The 21,025-nt window shown below is 74.9% G+C and carries 17 protein-coding genes; 4 read left to right on the top strand and 13 right to left on the bottom strand.

Annotated elements, in window-relative coordinates:
• The first annotated feature begins 108 nt into the window (after window positions 1-108).
• Window positions 109-390, top strand: a complete 282-nt coding sequence (locus tag IE145_RS18040; RefSeq protein WP_189526140.1) for a chaplin — start codon at window positions 109-111, stop codon at window positions 388-390.
• 67 nt (window positions 391-457) lie between these two features.
• Here IE145_RS18040 and IE145_RS18035 read toward each other — a convergent pair whose 3' ends face one another.
• A complete protein-coding gene (locus IE145_RS18035) occupies window positions 458-1,321 on the bottom strand; it encodes a tyrosinase family protein (RefSeq protein WP_189526138.1) in 864 nt (287 codons plus the stop codon).
• Between the two features lie 19 nt (window positions 1,322-1,340).
• Complete coding sequence (locus tag IE145_RS18030; protein ID WP_189526136.1) at window positions 1,341-1,817, bottom strand: tyrosinase family oxidase copper chaperone; 477 nt, start codon at window positions 1,815-1,817, stop codon at window positions 1,341-1,343.
• 232 nt (window positions 1,818-2,049) lie between these two features.
• On the opposite strand from IE145_RS18030, the gene IE145_RS18025 reads away from it, so the two are divergent.
• From IE145_RS18025 to IE145_RS18015, 3 genes are all read left to right on the top strand, one after another.
• Complete coding sequence (locus IE145_RS18025; protein WP_189526134.1) at window positions 2,050-3,339, top strand: cytochrome P450; 1,290 nt, start codon at window positions 2,050-2,052, stop codon at window positions 3,337-3,339.
• Window positions 3,340-3,462: 123 nt separating this feature from the next.
• Window positions 3,463-4,728 carry a glycoside hydrolase family 26 protein gene (locus IE145_RS18020; protein ID WP_189526133.1) on the top strand — a complete coding sequence of 422 codons (1,266 nt, stop codon included), beginning with the start codon at window positions 3,463-3,465 and terminating at the stop codon, window positions 4,726-4,728.
• Window positions 4,729-4,967: 239 nt separating this feature from the next.
• Window positions 4,968-7,433 carry a SpoIIE family protein phosphatase gene (locus IE145_RS18015; RefSeq protein WP_189526131.1) on the top strand — a complete coding sequence of 822 codons (2,466 nt, stop codon included), beginning with the start codon at window positions 4,968-4,970 and terminating at the stop codon, window positions 7,431-7,433.
• A 49-nt stretch (window positions 7,434-7,482) separates the two neighbouring features.
• Here the strand turns inward: IE145_RS18015 and IE145_RS18010 are convergent, their stop codons facing one another.
• The 11 genes from IE145_RS18010 to IE145_RS17965 form a co-directional block, all read right to left on the bottom strand.
• Window positions 7,483-9,483, bottom strand: a complete 2,001-nt coding sequence (locus IE145_RS18010) for an ABC transporter ATP-binding protein (protein ID WP_229825627.1) — start codon at window positions 9,481-9,483, stop codon at window positions 7,483-7,485.
• Entirely contained in the window at window positions 9,480-11,219 is a 1,740-nt protein-coding gene (locus tag IE145_RS18005) for an ABC transporter ATP-binding protein/permease (protein ID WP_189526129.1), read from the bottom strand. The genes IE145_RS18010 and IE145_RS18005 overlap by 4 nt, the downstream gene beginning before the upstream one ends.
• A complete protein-coding gene (locus tag IE145_RS18000) occupies window positions 11,216-12,703 on the bottom strand; it encodes a nitroreductase family protein (RefSeq protein WP_229825626.1) in 1,488 nt (495 codons plus the stop codon). Before IE145_RS18000 ends, IE145_RS18005 begins: the two co-directional genes overlap by 4 nt.
• Before the next feature lie 14 nt (window positions 12,704-12,717).
• Window positions 12,718-14,085, bottom strand: a complete 1,368-nt coding sequence (locus tag IE145_RS17995; RefSeq protein ID WP_189526293.1) for a YcaO-like family protein — start codon at window positions 14,083-14,085, stop codon at window positions 12,718-12,720.
• Window positions 14,082-15,638: a CocE/NonD family hydrolase gene (locus tag IE145_RS17990; protein WP_189526126.1), complete on the bottom strand. Its 1,557-nt coding sequence runs from the start codon at window positions 15,636-15,638 to the stop codon at window positions 14,082-14,084. The genes IE145_RS17995 and IE145_RS17990 overlap by 4 nt, the downstream gene beginning before the upstream one ends.
• Complete coding sequence (locus IE145_RS17985; RefSeq protein ID WP_189526124.1) at window positions 15,635-16,615, bottom strand: hypothetical protein; 981 nt, start codon at window positions 16,613-16,615, stop codon at window positions 15,635-15,637. Before IE145_RS17985 ends, IE145_RS17990 begins: the two co-directional genes overlap by 4 nt.
• 139 nt (window positions 16,616-16,754) lie before the next feature.
• Complete coding sequence (amiA, locus tag IE145_RS33755; RefSeq protein WP_006129278.1) at window positions 16,755-16,889, bottom strand: streptamidine family RiPP; 135 nt, start codon at window positions 16,887-16,889, stop codon at window positions 16,755-16,757.
• Between the two features lie 68 nt (window positions 16,890-16,957).
• Entirely contained in the window at window positions 16,958-17,803 is an 846-nt protein-coding gene (locus tag IE145_RS17980) for an ABC transporter ATP-binding protein (protein ID WP_189526122.1), read from the bottom strand.
• 38 nt (window positions 17,804-17,841) lie between these two features.
• The gene (locus IE145_RS17975; RefSeq protein ID WP_189526121.1) at window positions 17,842-18,900 is read right to left on the bottom strand and encodes a FecCD family ABC transporter permease; all 1,059 of its coding nucleotides are present in this window, start codon (window positions 18,898-18,900) and stop codon (window positions 17,842-17,844) included.
• The gene (locus tag IE145_RS17970) at window positions 18,897-19,958 is read right to left on the bottom strand and encodes a FecCD family ABC transporter permease (RefSeq protein ID WP_189526119.1); all 1,062 of its coding nucleotides are present in this window, start codon (window positions 19,956-19,958) and stop codon (window positions 18,897-18,899) included. The genes IE145_RS17975 and IE145_RS17970 overlap by 4 nt, the downstream gene beginning before the upstream one ends.
• Window positions 19,955-20,941, bottom strand: a complete 987-nt coding sequence (locus IE145_RS17965; protein ID WP_189526117.1) for an ABC transporter substrate-binding protein — start codon at window positions 20,939-20,941, stop codon at window positions 19,955-19,957. The genes IE145_RS17970 and IE145_RS17965 overlap by 4 nt, the downstream gene beginning before the upstream one ends.
• Between the last annotated feature and the right edge of the window lie 84 nt (window positions 20,942-21,025).

Here is a 21,025-nt window from a genome sequence, read left to right as displayed (position 1 = left end):
GAGATATCACCTATGAGCAGATCCGTTACCGTCCGGCGTCTCTCGCGTTGTCAGGGGGTGCGGGCCTCGTGTCCGCAGCACAACCCCCTTCTTTACAAGGAGTTCTCCATGTCTCGTATGACGAAGGTCGCCGCTGTGATGGCCGGCACCGGCGCCCTGATCGCCGGCGGCGCCGGCATGGCGTCCGCGGACGCCGGCGCGCAGGGCCTCGCCGCCGGCTCCCCCGGGGTCGGTTCGGGCAACGTCGTCCAGGTTCCCGTGCACGTCCCGGTGAACCTCTGCGGCAACACGATCAACGTGATCGGCCTGCTGAACCCGGCCTTCGGAAACACCTGCGCCAACGTCTCCGGCGGCCACGACAACGGCGGGGACTACGGCTACGGCCGCTGATCTCCCGCGGTTCCGGAACGGCCGGTCCCCTCCGTGCGGAGGGGACCGGCCGTTCCTCCGTCCGCCCTCAGGCGTAGCGGTAGATCTTGCCGTGGTCGAGGAGTTTCCTCGGGGTCACGCCCCAGGGGGGCATCGCCTCGTCGAGGCCGAAGACGTAGTCGCGGTCCGGGCCGGGCGAGGCGGGTTTCCGGCCCGGCAGGTAGGCGGACTTGGGATGGGCCTTGCGCCAGCGGTCCCAGAGCAGGTCGATGAAGGAGTGGTGGAGCCAGAACACCGGGTCCTCGGGGGAGGCCGCGCCCGCCATCGGTCCGCCGACCCACTGGTGGACCCGGTTGTGCAGGCCGACCGCGCGTACGCCCCGGATGCCCCATCCCTCGACGCGGTTGCGGAAGCCCTCGGTGCTGACGCTGTTCCAGGGCGCGGTGTCGTAGACGGGGTCCTTCAGGGCCCGCGCCAGGTCGTTCCGGGTGGGCAGGGATACCGGGGCGCTGCCCGGCCTGCCGAAGTTGCGGGTGAGGTAGTGCTCGTCGGTGACGCCCCTGCCGACGCTCCAGTTGCCTTCCGCGTAGGCGAACGGGCCGGTGGTGACCCGGCGGTCGCCGGGCCTGCCGTTGCCGCCGAGGAAGTCCTCCGCCCAGAGCGAGGAGGTCGTCCTGTTGTCCTGGGTCCAGTCCCAGTAGGGGACGCTGACGCCGGCGTCGAAGCGCTGGAGCGCCTTCTCGAACTCCAGCAGGTACTGGCGGTGCCAGGGGAAGAACGAGGACGTCATGTGCGCCGGGCGGGGGCGGCGTTCGGTGTCCATGACGTAGTACTCCCGGTGCATGACGACGAAGTCGTCGTAGCGGCCCGAGCGCTTCAGTTTCAGGATCGCGTCGATGAGCCGGCGCTTCTCGGTGCGCGTGAGGTCGCGCTGGTTCTTGCGGGTGTACACCGGTGCTGGTCCTCCTGGTTCACATGTGGTGCGCGGCGGGCGGTGCGAGACGGGCGGTGCCGAGTTCGTCGACGGCGGCACGGGCCGTCTCCAGCAGCGTCGGATACGACTCGTAGTGCCGGACGTCGCTCAGATAGGTGCCGTCCGCCCGCCTCATGACGTGGAGCGGCCTGCCGTCGATACGGATCTCGGTGACCGGTTCGGCGGCGACCGCGGCCCGGTCGCCGGCCGGGGCGCCCGCGGGGACGACGACGGTCGCCGTCCCCCGGATCTCCCGGCCCCGGTACATCTCGGCGAACTCCTCCGTCGTGGCACGGGATCCGGAGCCGGGCCCGGGCGCCGGTTCGGGCCGGGCCGCGGCGGCCGGGTCGCGGTCGAGCAGCGGGAGCAGGGCGCCGGCGGTGCCCGTGACCACGGCGGCGGTGAAGGCTCCGCGCAGGACGGTCCGGCGGGAGGGAATGCGGGTGCCGCCCGGTTTCGCGGGGGTGGGGCTCATGAGATGACTACCTGCCTCTCGTTAACTCGTCCGAGGTGCTTCTGGTGGCGATGTTGACAACGAGGCGGTGGCGAAACAGTTCTCGTGCGTGCGGCGTACGGCGCACACGCGGCGGTCGCGTTCCGGCAAACGCGTGAGGGTGCGGGGCGATCGGCGGCGGTGGGACGCGTCGCGGGGGCTCCCGTGGCCGGCGGACCGGAACATGGCCTGGCGAACCGTGGAGGTGGTGGGCATGACCGTTCCGTATCAGCCGTCCGGGGGCCGTGTGCTGCGCGCGGCGGACGTCGATCTGGCCGACCCGGCGTTCTGGCGGCTGCCGCGCCCCGAGCGGCTGCGGGCCTTCGCGTTGCTGCGGGAGCTGGAGACCCCGGTGCTGTTCACGCCCCGGCCCGGGACCGCGCGTACGGCCGGAAAGCCGTTCCACGCCCTGGTGCGCCATGCCGACGTGCGGACCGCGAGCCGTACGCCCGCGGTGTTCGCGAGCGCTCCCGGGGTCACCACCCCGGAACCGGCCGCCTGGGCGAAGGCGCTGTTCGGGAACTCGATGGTCAATATGGACGGGTCCGAGCACGCGGCGCTGCGCCGGATCATCTCGCGGCGGTTCACCCCCCGGCTGCTGGCGGGTGTCGAGCAGAACGTCGAGCGGCTCGCCGGGCGGCTGGTGGACGAGCTGATCGCCGAGCGGCCCGGGGACTTCGTGCCGTCGGCGGCCTCGCGGCTGCCGCTGGAGGTGATCTGCGACCTGATGGGCATCCCGCAGGCGTACCGGGCGCGGATCGCCGAGCAGATCGACCACGCGTCGGAGCATGTCGGCGTCGAGCGGCGGGGCCGCGCCCGGATCCGGATCCCCGGGCGAGGGCTGGCGTCGCTGGCCCGCATGCAGTGGGGCATGGGGCGCCTCGCGGCGGAGCGCCGTCGTCGTCCCGGGGACGACCTCGTCTCGGCGCTCGTCTGCGCGGACATCGACGGCGAGGCCCTGTCCGGGCGGCAGTTGGGGGCCTTCTTCTCGCTGCTGCTGGTGGCCGGGGTGGAGACGACGCGCAACGCCATCGCGCACGGGCTGTTCCTGCTCGACCGGCATCCGGAGCAGCGGGAGCTGCTGCGGTCCGACTTCGACCGGTACATCGACGGGGCCGTCGACGAGATCGTGCGGCATTCGACTCCGATCATCCAGTTCCGCAGGACCGTCACGGCCGAATTCGCGCTGGGCGGCCGCACATTCCTCCCCGGCGAGAAAGTCGCACTCATTTACGCGTCCGCCAATCGCGACGAGGCGGTTTTCACCCATCCGGATCGCTTCGACATCACTCGCTCACCCAATCCCCATCTGGGATACGGCGGCGGGGGCCCGCACCACTGCCTGGGAGCGCATCTGGCCCGCCTGGAGATGACGGCCCTGTTCCGGGAACTGATCGACCGGCGTCCCGTCATGCGGAATCTCGGGGACCCGGGGCTGGTCGATTCGAATTTCGACAACCGCGTCGGCTCGCTGCCATTCACGTTCGGCCCCACATTCACCTGAACGGCACGCCCGCAACGCCGAATACGATAAATGGACTCCCTCCGCATGCCGCCGGGGCATGATGATGAAACTCTCTTCCCACCGGGCCGGACGGGCCGGAATTCATCGCAGCCAGGAGGAGCAATGCCGGCCAAGCGCCGTCTCTTCGTTTCGTGCATCGCGGCGCTTGCTCTGAGCCTTCTGGCGGGCGGCGGTATCGCGGGTCAGTCGCCTCCGGGCACCGATTCCGTCGACGGCGCGGCACCCGGTGGGCCGAGGGCGGGAAGTGCTACGGCGCACGGGGCGTATCTGGACTACGGGCCCGACGGGGTCAGCCGGATGGCCGAGTTCTCGCGCTGGCTCGGCGGGGCGGAGCTGCGGGTGGGGCACACGTATCTGCCGGGCGATCTGTGGGTCAACATCGAGGGCTCCCCCGATTTCCTCGACGCCTGGGCGGAATGGAGACGGGCGGACCCGGACCGGATGTTCGTCCTGAACGTACCGATGCTGGAGCGCAACGAGGAGCGGGTCCCGGACGACGAGGTCCGCACCCTGCTCCGGGCGGGTGCGGCGGGCGACTACGACCAGCACTTCACCCGGCTGGCGGAGCGCCTGGTGGAGCTGGGTGTGCCGGACACCGTGATCGTGCTCGGCTGGGAGATGAACGGCACCACGTACACGCACCGGTGCGGCCCCGACCCCACGTCCTGGAAGGCCTATTGGGAGCGGATCGTCACGGCGATGCGCGCGGTGCCCGGTCAGGAGTTCCGCTTCGACTTCACCCCGAGCCGCGGGCGGGACGCGGTTCCGTGGACCGAGTGCTATCCGGGCGACGACGTCGTCGACATCATCGGGATGGACTCCTACGACCAGCCTCCCGGCGAGACCTTCGACGACCAGATCACCGACCCGTACGGGCTCCAGAAGCACGTCGACTTCGCCGCGGAGCGCGGCAAGCCCATCTCGTTCCCGGAGTGGGGGCTCTTCCGCAACGGCGACAACCCCGAGTACATGCGGCGCATGCTGGAGTGGATCGACCGGCACGAGCCGCTCTACCAGACGGTCACGGACTACTGCCCGCACGGTGTCTGGCAGTGCCGGAGCAATCCGCGGTCCTCGGAGGTGTTCCGGACGATGATGTCGGAGATGGCCGCGCCCGCCGCGCCGTCCCCCAGCCCGACGATGACTCCCCCGCCGTCGCCGTCGCCGACGGCCCCGGTCCCGACGCCGACCGGCGCGGCCCCGTCCCCGACGCTCACGCCCTCCGCGCAGCCGTCCCCGCCGGTGTCGCCCACACCCCCGGCGCCCGGGGCCGAGCCGCCGCCCGCCCGCAGGTGGTGCGTCACCTTGCCGTCCACCGACTGGCTGGGCGCGTGGCTGCGGGAGCGCGAGATCTGCTTCCGCTTCTGACCCCGGGCATGGAAACGGCTCCGGCCGCCCTCGTGCCGGGGCCGGAGCCGTCCACCCACACGGGTCCAGCGCGGGGGCAGGGGGACGAGCAACCGCTTGTCATCCCACCAACGCGGGCATGTCCCGCTCCGTCACGCCGCCGAACGGGGGACGGCTCGCGCGCGTACCCCGCACGCCGCGCCGGGCGCGGTCCGGGGCGACGCGCGACCATGGAAACCTACAGAGGGTGGTGAGGTGCAATGGCATCCGCCGATGAGGGCTTCCCGGCGGAGCCCGGCCCGCTGCCCTCCGGGGACGGGCGGGGACCGGCTCTGATGGCCGACGACGCGGCCGCGGTGCTCGCCGGGGACGGCACGGTCATCGGCTGGACCCGCGGGGCCGAGGCGCTGCTCGGGTATCCGGCGGCCGAGGTGGTCGGCCGGTCGGCCGCCCGCCTGCTGACCGGCCCGCCCGACCCGCGCCGGACCGCCGCGGTGGCCGCGCGCTGCCGGACCGGGTCGGCGTGGAGCGGGCTGGTCTCCCTGCGGGGCCGGGACGGCCGGTCCCTGGACATCGATGTGCGGGTCACCGCCTCGTTCCGGATCGCCGGGCGGGAGGTCTTCCTGGCGTCCGGGCGGGAGCTCACTCCGCACTGGACGATGACCGGGTCCGTGCTGGACGACTTCATGGCCCGGTCCCCGGTCGGGATGGCCGTGCTCGACCCCGGTCTTCGCTATCTCTGGCTGAACGACACCCTGGAGCGGTTCGGCGGTGTGCCGCGGGAACAGCGTCTGGGGCGCCGGCCGGCCGATGTGCTGCCCCGTGCGCTGGCGGCGCCCATCGAGCGGCTGATGCGGCAGGTCCTGTCGACGGGCGAGGCGGTCACGGATTACGAGTACCTGGGCTGGAGCTGGGCCGATCCGCACCGCCGACGGGCGTACGCCAGCTCGTTCTTCCCGCTGGCGGACGCCCAGGACCGGCGGATCGGCATCGGCTACCTGGTCCGCGACGTCACCGACCGGTGGAACGCGCGTCGGCTGCTCGCGCTGGTCAACGAGGCCGGGGCGAGCATCGGCTCCACCCTGGACGTACAGCGCACGGCGCAGGAACTCGCCGACTTCGCGGTACCCCGGTTCGCGGACTTCGTCTTCGTCGACCTGCTGGAGACCCCGTTCGGCGGTGACCGGCCCGGGTCGGCCACACCGGCCGAGGGCGAGCGGCCGGCCATGCGCCGGGCGGGCATGAGCTCGGTGCGGGAGGGCTGCCCGGAGGCGGTCGTCCGGGTCGGTGAGGCGGTGGACTTCGTGCCGCCGCCGCACGACGCGGATTTCCTGCTCTCGGGCGCCCCCGTTCTGCTGCCGGTGCTCGACCCGGGCAGCCACGGATGGACGGTGGAGCAGCCGGAGCGGGCCGCCCGGATCCGGGAGTTCGGGCTGCACTCGTTGATCTCCGTACCGATGCGGGCCCGCGACACCGTGCTGGGCCTGACCACCTTCATGCGGTCCCAGAATCCGGTGCCGTTCGACGAGGACGACGTGGCGCCCGCCCGGGAGCTCGTGGCACGGGCCGCCGTGTGCGTGGACAACGCCCGCCGCTACACCCGGGAGCACACCGCGGCGCTGGTGCTCCAGCGGAGCCTGCTGCCGCAGACACTGCGCGGCGGGACGGCGCTGGACGTGGCGTGGTCGTACCTCCCGGCGGACGCGAAGGACGGGGTCGGCGGGGACTGGTTCGACGTGATCCCGCTGTCCGGTGCCCGGGTCGGCCTGGTCATCGGCGATGTCGTCGGGCACGGCATCGGGGCCGCCGCGACCATGGGCCGGCTGCGTACCGCCGTACAGACACTGGCCGACATGGATCTGCCGCCGGACGAGTTGCTGGCCCGTCTGGACGACCTCGTACTGCGGCTGAGCGAGGAGGAGCGCACGGGGGGCCCGTCGGAGCGGGGTGGCTCGACGGTGGTGGGGGCGACCTGTCTGTACGCCGTCTACGATCCGACGAGCGGTTGCTGCACCATGGCGCGGGCGGGCCACCCCCCGCCGGTGGTCGTCACGCCGGACGGGGCGGTCACCTTCCCGGACCTTCCCTCCGGGCCGCCGCTCGGGCTCGGCGGGCTGCCCTTCGAGTCGCTGGAGATGGTCCTGCCCGAAGGGAGCCTCCTCGGTCTCTACACCGACGGGCTCATCGAGGGGACCGACAAGGACGTCGAGAGCGGCATGGAGCGGCTGGGCCGGGAGGTGTCCCGGGGCGGACTGCCGCTGGAGGACCTGTGCCCGGCGGTGGTCAAGGAACTGCTGCCCGTCCCCCAGCCGGACGACATCGCGCTGCTCCTCGCCCGGACGCACGTCCTGAGTCCGGAGCACCTGGTCTCGTGGGAGGTCCCCGTGGACCCCGCGGCGGTCGGGGAGGCCCGGGCCAAGGTCTCGCGCCAGCTGGAGGCGTGGGGGCTGGAGGAGCTGTCGATGACGACGGAGCTGATCGTCAGCGAGCTGGTGACCAACGCGATCCGGTACGCCTCCGGGCCGGTGCGGCTGCGGCTTCTGTTCCAGGCCGCACTGACCTGCGAGGTGTCCGACGCCAGCAACACCTCGCCGCGGCTGCGGCACGCCAGGACGACGGACGAGGGAGGGCGCGGGCTGTTCCTCGTCGCGCAGCTCGCCCATCGGTGGGGCACGCGCTACACGCCGCGTGGGAAGATCATCTGGGCGGAACAGCCGATTCCCTGAGGGCCGTGCGCGGCGCCGCCGAGGGGGCGGGCTCCGTGCGCGGCCCTGCTCAGGGGGCGGGCTCGGTTTCCGGGCGGGGCGCCGTCGAGTGGGGGGCCGATGTCTCCTTGCCGGCGGTCGTCCCCCCGCGGGCTGCCGTCTCCTTGTCGGCGATCGTCTGCTCGTGGGCTGCCGTCTCCTTGCCGACGGCCGGCTGTTCGCGGGCGAAGAGGCGGGTGAGGGGGCCGTCGGCCCGGATCAGCTCGTCCCAGGTGCCCTCTTCGACGATGCGCCCGCCGTCCAGAACCGCGATCCGGTCGGCCCTGCGCACGGTGGCCGGGCGATGGGCGATCACCAGGGTCGCCCGGGTGGCGGAGTCGGCCGCGAGCGCCCGGGCCAGTTCCGCGTCACCACGGTGGTCCAGGTGGGCGGTCGTCTCGTCCAGGACGAGGACGCGCGGGCCGCTCAGCAGCCCCCGGGCCAGGGCCACCCGGGCGCGCTGGCCGCCGGAGAGCGTCGCGCCGCGCTCGCCGACCGCGGTGTCCAGTCCGTCGGGCAACGTGGCGGCGACGGTGTCGACGCCGCAGATCCGGGCCACCGCGTCCAGCTCGTCCGCCGTCGCGTCGGGCGCGCCCAGGCGGAGGTTCTCGGCGAGCGTGCCGTGGAAGAGCGGGGCCTCCTGCCCCACCACGGACATGGCGGCGCGCAGGTCGTCCTCGGCGAGGTCCCGCAGGTCGACGGGGTGGGCGGGGGCGAGGGGCACGAGCTCCACGACGCCCTCGGCGGGGTCCCAGTAGCGGGCCAGGAGGTGGGCGCAGGTCGACTTGCCGGCCCCGGACGCTCCGACGAGCGCCACGGTCTCCCCCGGCCGGACGGTGAGGTCGACGCCGTCCAGCACGGCCTCTCCCCCGTAGCCGAACCGTACGCCGCGCAGCCGCAGGCCGAGCGGGCCCGGCGGGACGGGGCGGGGCGCGGTGGCGGCAGGGGCCCCGGCCGGGGCGTGCACGGCGGCCCGGACCCGGGCCGCGGCGGCGCGCAGGCCACCCGCCCGGCCGAGCGCGGCCGCCGATTCGGCGACCGGGGCCAGTGCACCCAGGGCGAGCGCCATGGCGGCCGGGGCCCACGCCCCGTCGAGCCGTCCGGCGGACGCGGCGTCGGCGGCGGCCGCCACGACCCCGATGACGGCGGCGACGACCAGCAGGTCGCGGGCCGCGCCCGCACCGGTCTCCCACGACTGTTCGGCACGCTGGGCGCGGGCGAGCCGCCGCCCGGCGGCCCGGAGCCGCGCCCGCCTGCGGTTGAGCGACCCCGTCATCAGGAGCTCGCGGAGTCCGTCGACGCTCTCCACGGTCTCCGACGACAGTTCGGCGAGCGCGCTCCGGGTGCGATGTCCGCGTTCGGCCCGACCGCGCGCCTCGATCAGCGGGGACCAGATCAGGAGCAGCGCGGCGGGTACGACGGCGAGCAGCAGCCAGGGACCGAGGGTCGCCAGCACGGCCGCCGACACCGCGAAGACCACACCGGAGGCGAGGAGTTGGGCGATGGCGTGGGCGTAGAAGAATTCCAGCGCCTCGACGTCCCCGAGCGCGGTGGCCGCGAGGTCGCCGCTGCGCCGGCCCGCGATCCGGGCGGGGGCGCTGCGGGCCAGTCCGTCGAAGACCCGGACGCGCAACTCGGCCAGGACCCGGTAGGCGAGGTCGTGCGAGAGGTCCATCTCGCGCCAGGTGGCCAGCGCCCGGAGGAGGACGAGCCCGGTCAGGACGGCGACGGTCCCGGGGGCGGGCGGGCGGTGCTCGATGACAGCGGTGCCCACCGTGTACGCGGCGAGGGTGATCAGGGCCACCAGGGCGGCCTGGTCGACGAGGGCGGCCAGGCAGGTGCGGAGCACGGTGGCGCGGTGCGCGCCGAGGACCGGGAGGAGAGAGCGCAGGGCACCGGTCGGGGCCGAGTCCGGGTCCTGGGCCGTGGGCGGGGCAGTCGTGGGCGGCGCAGGGGACTGAGCCCGGTCCGGGTCCGGGTCCGGGTCCGGGGTCTGGGCAGGGTCCTGGGTCGTGCGCGGGGTCGGGGTCATGCGGCGCGTTCTTCCTGTGCGGTGTGTCCGGCCGCGACGAGCGAGGCGTAGACGCCGCCGCCCGCGAGCAGGGTGGTGTGGTCGCCCGCCGCGGCCACTCGGCCCGCGTCCAGAACGACGATGTGGTCGGCGTGGCGGACGGCGTCGAGCCGGTGGGCGACGACGACGCAGGTGCGGCCGCGGCCGGCCGACGCCAGCGCCCGGACGATCCGGGCCTGGCCGCGTTCGTCGACGGCACTGGTGGCCTCGTCCAGGACCAGGACCGGGGCGTCGGCGAGCAACGCCCGTGCCAGGGCGAGCCGTTGGCGCTGTCCGCCGGAGAGCGTGGCGCCGCGTTCGCCGACGAGGGTGGCGTATCCGTCCGGGAGCCGGGCGATCTCCTCGTCGATCCCGGCGGTACGGGCGGCGGCGCGCAGTTGTTCGTCCGTGGCGGCGGGGCGGGCGATACGGAGGTTCTCCGCGATCGTGGCGTGGAAGAGGTAGGTCTCCTGCGACACCACGGCGATGCCCCGCCGGAGCGAGGCGAGGGTGTACGCGGCGGTGTCCGTCCCGGCCACGGTGACGCGCCCGCCGTCCGGGTCCCGTTGCCGCAGCAGGAGGCTCAGCACGGTCGACTTGCCCGCTCCGGACGGGCCGACGACGGCGGTGGTGCGCCCGGCCGGGGCGGTGAAGGACACGCCGTCGAGGGCTGGCCGGGCACCGCCCGGGTGGGTGAAGTGCACGTTCTGCAAACGGATTTCGGGCGCGCTCTCCCAGGCGGCGGTCACGGTGCCCCGGTCCGGGACGGCGGCCTCGGCGGTCCGCAGGGCCGCGATTCCGTCGGCCGCCGACACCCCGAGGTAGCCGGCGTGCCACTCGCGGGAGAGGTCGCGGACGGGGCGGTAGCATTCGGAGGCGAGCAGCAGCAGGAGGTAGGTGCCGGTGGCGGCGGTGCGGCCGGTGGCGGCCGAGGAGCACGCCACGAGAACGGCGGCGACGGTGCCGCCCTGGACGGCCAGGTCGGTGAGGCCGGTGTCGACGAGCGAGACCCGCAGTTTGGCGACGGTGCTGCGGTGCAGGGCGGCCGACCGGCGCTCCAGCCGTTCCCGTACGCGGCCCACGGCACCGGCGTTGCGCAGCGTCGGCATCCCCTGGAGGGCCTCCAGGTAGTCGGCGGCGAGGGCTTCGTAGGTGTCCCAGTGCTCCTTGCCGCGCCGCGCGAGCAATCGGTCCCACGCACGCGGCCCGAAGAGGGCGAGCAGCAGGGCCGGCCCGAGGGCGAGCGCCGCGTACGGCTCGACGAGAGCGACGGCGACGAGCAGCAGCGGCGGTACGGCGGCGGTGATGAGGAGCTGGGGCAGATAGCGCGAGAGGTACGCGTCGACTCCCTCGACCCCGTCCACCAGCGTGGCCCGTACGGCTCCGGCCCGCGCACCGGTGATCGCGGTGGGGCCGAGCGCGCCGAGCCGCTCCAGCAGGGTGTCGCGCAGCCTCACCCGTACGGTGGCACCGGCGGTGACGGCGGTCAGGCGCTGGGCGCGGCCGAGGGCGGCGCGGACCAGAACGACGGCGATCACGGCCGCGAGCAGCGGGGCGAGGGCGCCCGTCTCCCCCCGGGCGATCCGGGAGAGCACGAGGGCGAGGAGGACGGCCTGGGCGAGGTGGGTGGCGGTGACCGCCGCGAGGAGTGCGGTGGCGAGGCCGAGCGGGCGACGTGCGGTGCGCGCGGCGCGCAGGAGTTCGGGGTGGAGCATCATGGGCGTTCTTCCTCGCCGGACGGGGCCGCCGGGGCGGCGGATGCCGTGGGTGGGGTGGCGGGCGTGGGGGCTGACGTGGCTGGAGGCGTGGCGGGGATGCCCGGTGTCGTCGCGGGTGCGCCGAGCGCGAGGCCGTGCACGATCCAGTCGCGTCCCGGAGTGTCGCCGAGGGCGGCACCCAGGTCGGCCTGTTGCCAGGAACCGATGGGGCGTGAGCGCAGGCCCAGGGCGGTGGCGTGCGCCTGGGACGTGCCGGCCGCGTATCCGGCGACGAGGTGGCTGCCGCGGACGGTGGCGCGCGAGGCGTCCTCGGGGCAGCCGTGGGCCAGCAGCACCGCGCCCGAGGTCGCGAGCCACCGCTGGCCCGCGGCCCAGTGGGCGAGTGTGGGACGCGCGTCGCCCGTGGCGCGGACGTCGAGGCCCGGCTCGCCGGGGGCCGCTGCGTACAGGGCCGGTGCGGCACCGCCCGCGGCCACGGTCCAGGAGGGCCCGTCCGGCCGCACGCTCCGGGCCGTGGCGAGGATCCGGGCGAGCAGCTCGTTGCCGGGTGGGCGGTTCAGCTCCCCGGGCGGGGCGCTCCGCCGCGCCTCCAGAGCTTCGTCGGTCACCTCTCCGGGGCGCGATGCCGGGTGCCAGGTGCCGCCGGGCCGCCCGGGCGCTTGGGCGATGCGGTGCAACAGGTGCCGTGCGGCGGCGAGTTCAGGGGGTGGCGTGGTGTCGGCTCCGGGTTGCGGCGTCGGGGCCGAGGCGCGGGGCAGCGCGGCCCAGGCGTTCAGCGGCGGCTCGGTGCCGGAGGAGCCGCCCGGGGGCGTCAACCGTACGGCCGCGAGCGGTAGTTCCGGCTCGGTGCCGGGCCAGGTGCTGAGCCAGTCCGGGGCGTCGGGCAGTCCGGCGGCGGCGGACAGGAGAGAGCCGTCCGCGTCGAGGGAGACCAGCACACCGGCGGTCGCGGCTCCGGCCAGTGCGAGGGCGGCGGCGGCATGGCCCGTGTCGAGGAGCAGCAGCGGCCAGGCCCGGTGGCCGTAGTGGGCGACGGTACGGGACGCGGCCACGGCGAGGACGACGAGGGCGCCCGGGGGTACGCCGTCGGGGGCCGGGCCGCGCAGGTGGGCGCGGTGGGTGCGCGGGTCGTATGCGTAGCGCCCGGGCGGCAGCGAACACTTCGGCCCGAGCAGGAGGTGGGCGCGCACCGGGTGCAGGGCGCCCGCCGAGGGAACGGGGCGCAGCCGGCCCGGTGCGCCGGCGGGCGCGGCCAGGGAGAGCCGCAGCACACGGTCCAGGTCGATCGCGGCCCCGGGCTCGCCGACGTTCGCGGCCACGGGGGCGTTCCACGGGAACGGGCGCTCCGGAGCGTACGGGGAGAGCTCCGGGACACGCGGCGAGCGGGCGTCCGCGAGTGCCGTGCGCAGGAGGTCCGGTGCGGCGGGCAGGGCGGCGCCCGCCGCGCGGACGGGCGTGGCGGTACGGTCCCGCGTGTCGGGCATGCTGGCGCGCTCCATCACATGTGCGGGGGCGGGGCGAGAGTGAAGTCCTCCGGTCCGGCGGGCGGTTGGACGCGCCAGCCCCGGGCGAGCGCCGCTTCGGCGAAGCGCGGGCAGCCGAAGTAGCCGAAGGCCGCCGGGGCGTTGGGGACAAGCCCGGAGACCAGGACCCGGGCGACGCGCAGGGGGGTCTCGGCCACGTCCTCCGTCGTGAGGTCCGCGGTGATGACCCGGTGGCCCCCGGCGGCGAGCGCCGCGTCGAGCGCGGTGCGGCTGCCGGGTGCGATCGCGGTGACCGGGACGACGCCCAGGGCGGGTGCGGTGAAGCGGCGGGCGAGCGGGGCCATCCGGTCGTCCAGCCAGACCTGGACATGGGCGCCGAGGTCGCGGACGGCGGCGAACCCGGGTCCGCAGTCGTCGAGATAGCGCCGGTCGGCCCGGTGGTCGAGGTAGAGGCCCCGGGCGAGCATCCCGGCCTCGATCGCCCGGTACACCCACCCGTCCGCGTCCACCGTGCCCTGGGTGAACACCCAGGTGTGCACGGCCTCCAGGACGGCCTTGCGGGCGGCCTCCGCCGGGTCGTACCGGCAGGCGAACCCGGCCGCGTACACGCCGCGCCCGGGGTCGTGCACGAGGGCCGCGACGCAGGGGGCGAACTCGGAGGGCATCTCCACGATGTGCACGTCCAGCCCGCAGCCGGCCAGGTCCTCGGTGAGTCCGGGAACGCTCGCCGGGTCGATGCCGCGGGTGGGGCCGTCCAGGTGCCACCACAGCTCCAGCGCGTCGCGCTCGACGACTTCGAGGAGCCCGCGCTCCACGGCGTCGTCGAGGCCCTGCCCGGTGGCGATGCCGGCGTAGTTGAGGTGGTGGGTGCGGGGCAGTGAACGCAGCTCCCCCTGACGCCAGTTGAGGTGGGTGAGCGCGACGGGGGCCCAGCAGGGTTCCCCGTTCTCGACGGCCCGGGTCCACAAGGCCGGTGTGTCGGGGGTGAGTTCGCCGTACGGGAAGCGAGGGCGGCCGTACTGCCACGGTGCGTACGCCGGCAGCGCGCCGGGTCCGTAGAGGCGGGCGCCCTCGGCGGTCAGCTCGGCCGGGGTCGCCCGGCGGGGCTCCTGGGGGTGGCCGGGCGGCGGGAGGCGGTTGCCGCAGTAGCGCTCCACGGCCTCGGCCACCGCGGCGATCCAGGCACCCCGGGGGTCGCCGAACGTGGTGCCGAGCGAGACCCGGTCGGCGGGCCAGGCACCGAGGCGACGGGCGTCGGCGACGTCGGCGGTCATCGCGGTGTAGCGGGGTGGCGCACCGGCGGGATGTTCGACGGGCGCGACGGCACGGACGATCCCGCTGACGGGGTCGACGAGGGCTTCGAGGGGCAGGGCGCTGGTCAACGGCATATCTCCGGTACGGGCTCGACGTAGTGGCGCCGGGCGACGACGGGCAGGTGGAGGGCGCTGCCCCGGGGGTTCACGGTGCGGCGGGACGGGGCGAGCCGGGTGGCCGTGACCGGGTCGTCGCCGGTGTGCGGGTTGCGCGCGTGGGCGGGGAAGTGGTGTCCGGCGATCTCGGCCCGCAGCCGGGTACCGGCGGGCAGCCTGCTGCCCAGCGTGCCGAGCGGCACGGTGATGTCCGCGGCTTCGCCGGGCGGGCCGGTGCGCCGGACGATGCCGAAGGCGAGCGGATCGGCCCGGCCGGACGGGTCGAGCGCGGTCAGGCGTACGGCCCAGTCGGCCGAGGGGGTGTCGGCGGTGGCGTTGATCCGGGCGACGGCGGCCCCTGCCAGGTCGAGGGGGCGGGGCAGCGGCGGCGAGAGCAGCAGACAGCGGTCGGCGTCGTCGCCGTCGACCGGGACGGCGAGGTCGTCGGAGCGCACGGGGTGCTCCGGGTCGGCGCTGAACACGGCTCCGTGGAGCAGCCGTAGTCCGGTGGCCGAAGCGAAGGGCCAGCGGCACTCGGCCTCGGAGGGGGACGCCGTCCGGAGGGTGCTGTGCCAACGGCCGCTGTCGCCGAGGGCGATGGCGCCGCGCCGGGTCGGATCGAGACGCCCGGCGAGCGCGGCGCGGGCCCACCGCACGTACAGGGCACCGAGGTTGACACGCGCGCGGGCGGGCGCTGACCGGTCGGCGGTGAGGCGGTGCCCCCAGGGGCCGAGCAGCAGACGCGCCGGTCCGCCCCAGCCGCGCCAGAGCGCCACGGTGTCCTCGGCGAAGGGGTCGCGGGTGCCGCCGACGGCGAGCAGCGGAAGGCGGGCCGCGGAGCCGAGCGCCACGAGGCGGCCGCGTTCCCGGTCGGCCCAGAGCCGGGGCCAGGAGGGCAGTTCACGCCCGAGGCCCGGGGCCAGCCGCTCCGCCAGGCGGGCGACCGGGAGGTGTTCGAGCAGCCGGGGGTCGTCGGCCAGCGCGCGCTCCAGCGCGTCCGGGTCGGAGTCGCGCCGGTCACCGTGGGCCGCCCACCAGCCGGCCCGGGCCCGCAGCCGCTCCGGTCCGCCGGGCTCGCGCGCGGTCTCGGTGAGCCCGAGCGCGGGAACGGCGGCGATGACGGCGTCGGGGGCTCCGTCGCGGTGCACCGCACCGGGTGCCGCGTCGGGGTCGTCGAGTGCGGTGACGAGGGCGCAGTACGCGGCGTAGGAGGCACCGACGGCGACGACCTCTCCGCTGCTCCACGTCTGCGCGCGCACCCAGGCGACCGTGGCCGCGCCGTCCGCCTTCTCGTGGTCGCGGTACGGGTGCCACTCCCCGGGTGAGCCGTGGCGGCCGCGTACGTCCTGGGCGAGGGCGGCGAATCCGTGTGCCGCCCAGCCGCGCAGCTCGGCACGATGGGCATCACGCCCGTACGGGGTGCGGATGAGGACGGCGGGACGGGGGCGGTCCCCGTCCGGGAGGCATACGTCGGTGGCGAGCGGTGTGCCGTCCGGCGCCAGGACGGACACGGTGAGGCTGTTCACGGGCGGGCCTCGGCGGCTCCGGACCGTGCGCGCGTCCCCGCCGGTGCCGGCGCGGGCAGCGGCGCGACGTCCGGCACGGGAAGCACGGGGTGCTCCGTGAAGGTGAGATCGCGCAGATCGATCCGCCGCAGCCGGCGCCGGGCCGGGAGACTGGCCGGCTGCCAACCCGTACCGCCCGTATCCACGCCGACCGCTTGGGCTTCGGCTTCGGCTTCGGCTTCGGCTTCGGCTTCGGCCCAGGCGATCAGATCGGCGGTGAGCAGCGCGGCGATCAGGGCAGCGGATGCCTCGGTGGGGTGCGGTCCGGTGTCGGGGGTGCGGTGCCCGGCCCAGTACGCGGCGAGTTCGCGATGGGCGGGGGTGGCCGCGAGTCTGCGGAGGCGGACATGCCGGGAGGTGACGTCTCCCGGGGCCGCGGCAAGGGGCTCGGTCCAGCTGTGGGAGCCCTCTCGGTGGCAGCGCAGCCAGGCGATCCGTCGGTCCGGCAGCCGGTCCGCCGCGTCCCAGAGCCCTTCGGGCACGGGCGAGTCCAGACACCACACCACGGCGACGCGACCGCGGCGGTCCGGGACGGCCCGGGCGAGCTCCGCCACCTCGTCCGGGGTGATCGGCGCGACCTCGGCCCCTTCCGCCCCGGCGCAGCGCGCCATGGGCCCGGTGAGCACGGGGTCGCCGAGAACGTGGACGGTGCGTCCGGCGAGCGGAGGCCGGGGCGGGGCGGACACGGCGTGCCCCTCGGCCTCGAACGCCTCGACGAGCCGGGCGAGTTCGGCGGTCTGCGACTCTTCGCCCGGCGTCCGCCCGCCCGGCGTCCCGCTGTCCGGCGCCTCCTCGCCCACCAGGCGGCGCACCAGGGCTTCCCCGGTGACGTCTCCGGTGTCGATGCGCAGGAACTCCCCTCCGGAGGTCCGGAGCACGGGGGCGGCGCCGGGAACGGTGACGATCCCGGCACCGGGAGCGAGTCGACTGCGGGTCACGGAATCCTCCGGGTCGGAGAGAGGGAAGGCGGGGACGGGGTGGTGGTCGGGCCGAACGGGGCGGGCCCGCCCGGGTTGTCACCGGGCGGGCCCGCCCCCGCGCGACGCGGGGAGACCTGCCTTCAGCGGCAGGAGTCGCTTACTTCTCGGCCGCGGTGTCGGCCTCGACGGCGTCGTCGAAGGGGTTCTCGACGAGGGCGTTCGAGTGCGTGGCGGAGAGGTGGGCGAGCTGGCCCTGGTCGGCGATCGGGCTGAACACCTTGTTCTGCTCCATGAGTTGAAGCCTCCATTCACATCGGATGGGTGTGGTTCGCGGCGTTGGTGCGAGCCGCAGCACAGACATTAATGAATATGATTTTCATTCCGCAATAGCTGGAGCGGTTCGAGAGGGTGATCTGGGTAACAGACGGGCCAGCCGCCCTCGTCGTCGATGCCCACCCGGCCTTCCACGCCGAGGACTTCGGCCAGCAGACGCCGGGTGACGACCTCGGCCGGGGGCCCGTCGGCGGCGATGCGGCCGTCCCGGAGCGCGACGATCCGATCGGCGAACCGGGCGGCGTGGTTGAGGTCGTGCAGCACCATCACCACCGTCAGCCGGCGCTCCCTCCGCAGCCGTACGACCGTCTGGAGCACCTCCAGCTGGTGCCGTAGATCCAGATAGGTGGTCGGCTCGTCGAGGAACAGCACGGGGGCGTCCTGAGCCAGCGCCATGGCCAGCCGGACACGCTGGCGTTCACCTCCGGACAGCGCGTCCACGGGCCGGTCGGCCCAGGCCGTGACACCGACGTCCGCGAGCGCCCGGGACGTCACCTCGTCATCGCCCTCCCGCAGCATCCCGAGCGGCCCCCGTGCGGCATAGCGCCCCTGGCGGACGAGTTGACGCACGGTCAGCCCCGGTACGGACGGCGCCGATTGGTGCAGCAGCGCCACACGCCGGGCGGCGGTGCGGCGGGGCAGCCGAGCCACGTCGCCGCCGCCGAGCAGCACACGCCCTCCGCTCGGGGCGAGCAGTCCGGCGGCGAGCTTGAGGAAGGTGCTCTTGCCGCAGCCGTTCAGCCCGATCAGGGCGACCAGTTCACCGGCCCGGATGCTCAGGTCCACCCCGCGCAGCACCGGGCGTCCGGGGTAGCCGAAGGCCAGCCCCTCCGCCCGGACGGCGTCCGGGGCTTTCGGTACCCCACTGTTCATCGCGCTCTCCGTCGCGCTCGTGTCCACGGTTCTCTCCCTCATCTCTCATCCGCCCGTCGCCGTGCCACGACCAGCAGCAGCCCCGCCCCCACACAGGTGGTCAGGGCGCCGACCGGGAGGGTCAGCCGGTCGGCGTCGAGCACGGTGGCCAGCAGCCGGGACAGCAGTTGGGCCGCGGCGTCCGCCCCGCACACCACCGCCGCTCCGAGCAGTGCGGCGCCCGGAAGCGTGACGCGCAGATCGGCGCCGAAGACGGCAAGCGCGAGATGGGGCACCAGCAGTCCGACGAATCCGAGGGCACCCACGGCCGACACGGCGCCGGCCGTCAGTGCCACCGCGCACGCGAGCGCCACTCCCCTGCCCCGGCCGGTGGACAGGCCCGCGGCGGCGGCCTGCTCGTCACCGCAGCGCAGCAGCGTCAGCGGCCCGGCGAGCAGCCAGGCCCCCGCGCCCCAGAAGGCGGCCCACGGCCAGAGCAGATTCCAGTGCTGCCAGACCCGGCCCTCAATGGAGCCGATCAACCACTGGACGACGCTGCCGAGTTCGCCGGGCGCCACCAGGAGGACGACCGCGGTGAGTCCGGCGAGCACCGCCGACACGAGGACCCCGTAGACGGCGGTCTGCTCCGGGTCGCCCCTCTCCCGCCCGGCGAGCAGCCACAGCAGTCCCGCCCCGGCGAAGCCGCCGACGCAGGCCGCCACGACCACGGCCGTGGGGGACTCCCAGCCCGCGAGGCCGAGGCCGGTCGCGGTCACCGCGCCGAGCACCGCGCCGGGTGTGACGCCGGTGACCTCGGGTCCGGCCAGCGGGTTGCGCAGGGCCGACTGGAGCACGAGCCCGGCCACCCCGAGGCTGGCCCCGGCGACCAGGGCCACCAGTACGCGGGGCAAGCGGAGCCGGAGCACGATGTGCTCGGCGGTGGGGTCGTCGCCGGCCCCGAGCAGCACGGCCCACACGCCTTCGGGGGTGACGCCCCGGCCGGCGAAGAGCCCGGCGCAGGCGACGACGGTGACGAGCAGCATCAGACCGCCCATCCGGACGCCCGGCGCACGCAGGGCCCGGCGGGCCGGGCCGGGCGCGGTGTCGACGAAGGTCATCGTTCCGCCTTCCGCAGTACGGGAGCGGGAGCGTCCGGCGGAGTCACCGGTGCCGGCAGGGACACGGGTCCCCGGTCCCGGGCGGGCCGCCGCCCCCGTTTCAGCAGCACGACCCCGACCGGCACGCCGACGAGCGCGGTCCAGGCGCCGACGGGCGTCTCGACCGGGGCGAGCGCGAGCCGGGCCGGCTGGTCGGCGCAGAGCACGACGATCGCGCCGCACACGGCGGACCGGACGAGCCACCCGGCCGCGCCGCCGTCCGGGTGGAGGCGGCGGGCGAGGTGCGGGGCGAGGAAGCCGACCCAGGCGACCGGCCCGCACACCGCGACGACGGGGGCGATGAGGACGACGGCGATGCCCAGCGCGGCCACCCGCGCCCGCTCGACCCGTACGCCCAGCGCGCGGGCGTCGTCGTCGCCGAGCCGCAGCACCCCGAGCACCGGAACGCACAGCACCAGGGCCGGTACGGCCACGGCGAGCCAGGGCAGCAGACCGGTGACGTCGTCCCAGGTGCGGGCGGACAGACTGCCCAGCAGATAGCGGTAGATGAGCTGGAGGTCGAGCTGATCGGCCATGACCATGAGCACCAGCAGGGCGGCCTGGAGCGCGGCGGCGACGGCGGCCCCGGTCAGCAGGACCGCCGAGGGGCTCCGCCCGAACCCGGCGGCGACCAGGGTGAGCAGACCACCGAGGGCCGCCCCGCCCAGGGCCAGGAACGGCTGGAGCCCGAGGGGCACGGCCAGGGCCAGGACCAGCGGTGCGGCGACGCCCAGGGCCGCCCCGGAGGAGACCCCCAGCATCTCGGGCACGGCCAGCGGGTTGCGCAGGGCCTCCTGGAGGACGAGGCCCGCGGCGCCCAGGCAGGCCCCCGCGATCAGGGCCAGCACCATGCGGGGCAGCCGCAGTTCGGTGACGACGAGCCCCGCGAGCCCGTCGGACCCCAGCGTGGCCGGGAGCCGGGCGGGCGGGACGTACGGCGTGCCGAGGCTGAGCGCGCAGACCGCGCTCGCCAGGGCCGCCGCGCCCAGGCAGAGCAGCGCCACGGGCGGACGCCTCACCGCAGTGCGGCCGTCGCCTCGTCGAGGACGACGCCCAGGGACCGGGTGCCGCGCCCCTTGGCCCACACCTCGGAGTCGACCTCGAAGACCTTGCCGTTCTTCACTGCCGGGATACGGGACCAGAGCGGGTTCTTCGCCAGCTTCTCGGAGAGCTTCCCGTCGGGCGCACCGAAGGACAGGGTCTCCACGAACAGGACGTCGACGTCCCGGGCGAGGATCTCCTCCAGGCTGTAACTGCCGTCCACGCCCCGGCTCTTCCAGGGGTAGTGGGAGATCTTCGGGAACAGTCCGGCCGCCACGTCGGTCTCCGGGGTGGCCACTCCGAAGTTCTCGTCGCTGCCGAAGATGATCAGCGCGGTCCTGTCGCTCTTCCGCTTCTCCGCCTCCGCCAGGCGGGTGCGGAAGGTCTTCTCCGCCTTCTCGCCCTGCGCGGTGCGGCCGGTGAGCGCGGCGAGGTCGCGCAGATAGCTCACGCTGTCCTGCCAGGACCCGGGCTGGACCGGCCAGAACGTCGTGGCGCCCTTCAGCGCGGGGGCCAGCTTGCCGTGCGTGTCCTCCAGGCCGATGACCAGGTCGGGCTTGTGGGCGAGGATCGCCTCGACCTCGGGGCTGAGGAAGCCGCCGGGCACGACCGGCACCTTCGCCGCCTTCTCCTTGCCCAGGAACTCCGCGTGCGCCAGCACCTGGGAGTTGGTGGCGGTGGGGGTCATGCCCAGTTCGACGAGGATGTCGTCGCAGAGGGCGACCAGGCAGACGATCTTCTCCGGCGGCTTCGGCAGGGCGACCGTGACGCCCTTGGCATCGGCGATCCGGGTGGCGGCCTCGATGGGCCGCACCTGCGTAGTCGTACGGGCTCCGGCACCGGCCGCCCCGGCCGGTTCCCCGGGGCCGGGGTCGGCGTTCTCGGTGCCGCAGCCGGCCAGCAGGCCTCCCAGTACGGCGATCGCGGCCCAGCGGCGGACTCTCAGCGCGGTTCGTGGCATCGGCGGGTCCCTCAACGTTCCTGTGCGGTCCCGGGGATGCGGCAGAGCTGGTGGCGGGGCCCCGGGAGCGATCCCCGCCGCCAA

It is taken from the genome of Streptomyces sindenensis, assembly GCF_014649035.1.
Lineage (GTDB): Bacteria > Actinomycetota > Actinomycetes > Streptomycetales > Streptomycetaceae > Streptomyces > Streptomyces sindenensis.
The sequence above is the reverse complement of the archived record's forward strand: the minus strand, read 5'-3'. Positions and strand labels throughout refer to the sequence as shown.

Bases quoted from the DNA above. Each gene is read 5' to 3' on its own strand.
- IE145_RS18025 (WP_189526134.1), top strand. From the start codon at position 2,050: ATGACCGTTCCGTATCAGCCGTCCGGGGGCCGTGTGCTGCGCGCGGCG.
- IE145_RS17975 (WP_189526121.1), bottom strand. From the start codon at position 18,900: ATGACCTTCGTCGACACCGCGCCCGGCCCGGCCCGCCGGGCCCTGCGT.
- IE145_RS18010 (WP_229825627.1), bottom strand. From the start codon at position 9,483: ATGACCCCGACCCCGCGCACGACCCAGGACCCTGCCCAGACCCCGGAC.
- IE145_RS18030 (WP_189526136.1), bottom strand. From the start codon at position 1,817: ATGAGCCCCACCCCCGCGAAACCGGGCGGCACCCGCATTCCCTCCCGC.
- IE145_RS18000 (WP_229825626.1), bottom strand. From the start codon at position 12,703: ATGCCCGACACGCGGGACCGTACCGCCACGCCCGTCCGCGCGGCGGGC.
- IE145_RS18015 (WP_189526131.1), top strand. From the start codon at position 4,968: ATGGCATCCGCCGATGAGGGCTTCCCGGCGGAGCCCGGCCCGCTGCCC.
- amiA (WP_006129278.1), bottom strand. From the start codon at position 16,889: ATGGAGCAGAACAAGGTGTTCAGCCCGATCGCCGACCAGGGCCAGCTC.
- IE145_RS18005 (WP_189526129.1), bottom strand. From the start codon at position 11,219: ATGATGCTCCACCCCGAACTCCTGCGCGCCGCGCGCACCGCACGTCGC.
- IE145_RS17980 (WP_189526122.1), bottom strand. From the start codon at position 17,803: ATGAACAGTGGGGTACCGAAAGCCCCGGACGCCGTCCGGGCGGAGGGG.
- IE145_RS18020 (WP_189526133.1), top strand. From the start codon at position 3,463: ATGCCGGCCAAGCGCCGTCTCTTCGTTTCGTGCATCGCGGCGCTTGCT.
- IE145_RS17965 (WP_189526117.1), bottom strand. From the start codon at position 20,941: ATGCCACGAACCGCGCTGAGAGTCCGCCGCTGGGCCGCGATCGCCGTA.
- IE145_RS18040 (WP_189526140.1), top strand. From the start codon at position 109: ATGTCTCGTATGACGAAGGTCGCCGCTGTGATGGCCGGCACCGGCGCC.